Origin of the sequence: Dietzia timorensis (assembly GCF_020742175.1) — a bacterium.
Classification (GTDB): domain Bacteria; phylum Actinomycetota; class Actinomycetes; order Mycobacteriales; family Mycobacteriaceae; genus Dietzia; species Dietzia timorensis_A.
The window spans coordinates 1-2,734 of record NZ_DYXM01000206.1 but is presented as its reverse complement, the minus strand read 5'-3'; the positions used below and the strand labels follow the sequence as shown (position 1 = coordinate 2,734).

At 62.8% G+C, this 2,734-nt stretch carries 3 protein-coding genes; 2 read left to right on the top strand and 1 reads right to left on the bottom strand.

The annotated features are described in order from the left end of the window. A partial coding sequence (locus K8V11_RS10470) for an MFS transporter (protein WP_303913740.1) occupies positions 1–627 on the bottom strand: 627 nt, incomplete at its 3' end. Between the two features lie 56 nt (positions 628–683). On the opposite strand from K8V11_RS10470, the gene K8V11_RS10465 reads away from it, so the two are divergent. Together K8V11_RS10465 and fbaA are read left to right on the top strand one after the other, a co-directional pair. After that, the gene (locus tag K8V11_RS10465) at positions 684–1,589 is read left to right on the top strand and encodes a hypothetical protein (protein WP_303913738.1); all 906 of its coding nucleotides are present in this window, start codon (positions 684–686) and stop codon (positions 1,587–1,589) included. A gap of 99 nt (positions 1,590–1,688) precedes the next feature. Next, positions 1,689–2,729, top strand: coding sequence for a class II fructose-bisphosphate aldolase (gene fbaA / locus K8V11_RS10460; protein ID WP_303913736.1), 1,041 nt, complete (start codon positions 1,689–1,691; stop codon positions 2,727–2,729). Positions 2,730–2,734: the final 5 nt, after the last annotated feature.

Sequence of the window (2,734 nt, the reverse complement as noted above, 5' to 3'; positions counted from 1 at the left end):
TGCGGCGCCGATGATGTCGAGATCGGGCTTGCCGGAGCCGGGTTCGCGGCCGGGGATGATGCGCCACACCGCGCCGATGAGGGCGAGGCCGATGGGCACGTTGACGAGGAAGATCCAGCGCCAGCCTCCGTCGCCACCCGCGAGGCCGATGATGAGGCCGCCGAGGACCGGGCCGATCGAGCCGGAGATGCCGACGGCCATGCCCATGTAACCGAACGCCCGGCCGCGCTCCGGGCCGGAGAAGACGTTCTGGATGATGCCCGAGTTCTGCGGGACGAGCAGGCCCGCGGAGATTCCTTGTGCGAAGCGAGCGGCGATGAGCCAGCCGATCGACGGGGCGAGGCCGCAGCCGGCGGAGGTTGCGACGAAGCAGACGAGGCCGATGAGCATCATGCGGCGGCGGCCCAGCGCGTCGCCGAGTCGGCCGCCGGTGACGAGGATCAGCCCGAAGGCGAGAGCGTGGCCGGAGACGACCCATTGCAGCGAGGCGGTCGACCCACCGAAGTCCGCATCGATCGCGGGGAGTGCGATATTGACGATCGTGACGTCGAGGAGCCCCATGAACGTGACGCACAGCGTTATCGCGAGGATTCGCCAGCGGTGCGGGTGGGGAGAGACGTCGCGCATGGCAATAGGTTAGGCGGAAGCGGAACATCGGGCGATGCCGCGGCATCGGAAGAGAAATGACCAAGTTTGGGAGAAGAGGTGGGACGGCGTTGAGGATCGATGTGCCGTGGATCAAAGAGTTGAAAGCACCATTTCATTTCGGCCCGTTCTATATCTTCGGCGGATTGTTTTTCGCCCTCACGAGCTGTGCCTTCGTGCTGATGTCCCTGGACGGCGGAATGAGCTTGACTTACTTGGGTCTTCTCATCTGGGGGCTTACCTTTACCGTCCTTCTCTGGTATCCCGACATCGTTTGGCGCATTTCTGCACGTAGAGGCGTGAATAAGGCATGTTTCAAAGATGGCGCGGTGCGAGTGGCTAAATCGGGTTTTCGCGATCCGTCTGCGCTCGCGCCGGCGTACTTTCTGCTCATGTACGTCGGCCATTTGCTCATCATGGTCGACCTGTACGTGCTCAAAGACTCGGAAGAGCCGAGGTTGACGCTCATTGCGCACCCCATCGTCAACGTACTTTTTCTGGTGTTTTGCGTTATCGCTATCGTCCGCATGTTCACGGTGAAGCCTGTACTCGAAATGGAACTGGTCCTATCCCCGGAGCGCATTCGTGTGTCGGTGGGGCGCTTGAATCTGATGGACATTCCCTGGGAGGACATCGTCGGGTTCTCGATCGGGAATAGCGGGTCAAGAGGGGAGAAATTGATGTCGTTTCTCTCCTTCGAGACGTATTCGGAGTACAAGGTCAAGCGAGGGATTCTGTTCGACCCGATCGGTGGCGAGACTCGCTTCGACCTCAAGTCGTACGACACCGAACCCAACGCGATCGTTCGAGTAGTCAAGGAGTTCTTCGAAAATCCGGAAAAGCGAGCCGTACTGGGAACGCCCGAGGGTGTCGACTTCGTGACCTACGGTCCGTCGTGGAACGAGGTCCGCAAGCTGAAGGTCGGCGCGGAGTGGGGCGGATAACCGGGGCGCCGGACCCGTCCGCGCAAAATACCGCCTAGTCTGGTGGCAGAGCGCGGCTCGCCGCGCAACGAACCCGGACATGTTGGAGGTTAGTACCCAATGCCCATCGCAACTCCCGAGCAGTACCGCGAGATGCTGGACCGCGCGAAGAACGAAGGCTTCGCCTTCCCCGCGATCAACTGCACGTCGTCGGAGACGATCAACGCCGCGCTGCGTGGTTTCGCCGAGGCCGGCTCGGACGGCATCATCCAGTTCTCCACCGGCGGTTCCGAGTTCGGCTCGGGCCAGTCCGTGAAGGACATGGTCACCGGTGCCGTCGCGCTCGCAGAGTTCGCGCACGTGGTCGCCGAGAAGTACGACATCACGGTCGCGCTGCACACCGACCACTGCCCGAAGGACAAGCTCGACGGCTTCGTCCGCCCGCTGCTCGAGATCTCCGCGGAGCGCGTCCGCAACGGCCAGAACCCGCTGTTCCAGTCGCACATGTGGGACGGTTCCGCGGTGCCGATCGACGAGAACCTCGAAATCGCCAAGGAGCTGCTCGCGAAGTCCGCCGAGGCCAACATCATTCTCGAGGTCGAGATCGGTGTCGTCGGCGGCGAGGAGGACGGCGTCGAGAACGAGATCAACGAGAAGCTGTTCACCTCCGAAGAGGACTTCGAGAAGACTCTCGACGCGCTCGGCGCCTCGAACGACGGCGACCGCTACATGCTCGCCGCGACCTTCGGCAACGTCCACGGCGTGTACAAGCCGGGCAACGTCAAGCTCCGCCCGGAGGTGCTCAAGCAGGGCCAGGAGGTCGCGCGCAAGAAGCTCGGCGCGGCCGCCTCGGATTACCCGTTCGACTTCGTTTTCCACGGCGGATCGGGTTCGCTCAAGAGCGAGATCGACGAGGCGCTCAGCTACGGCGTCATCAAGATGAACGTCGACACCGACACCCAGTACGCCTTCACCCGCCCCGTCGCCGGCCACATGCTCGGCAACTACGACGGCGTCCTCAAGATCGACGGCGAGGTCGGCAACAAGAAGGTCTACGACCCGCGCTCGTACCTCAAGAAGGCCGAGACCTCCATGGCCGAGCGCGTCGTCGAGGCGTGCAACGACCTGAAGAGCTCGGGCCGCTCGATCTCCGCGAAGTAGAAGAG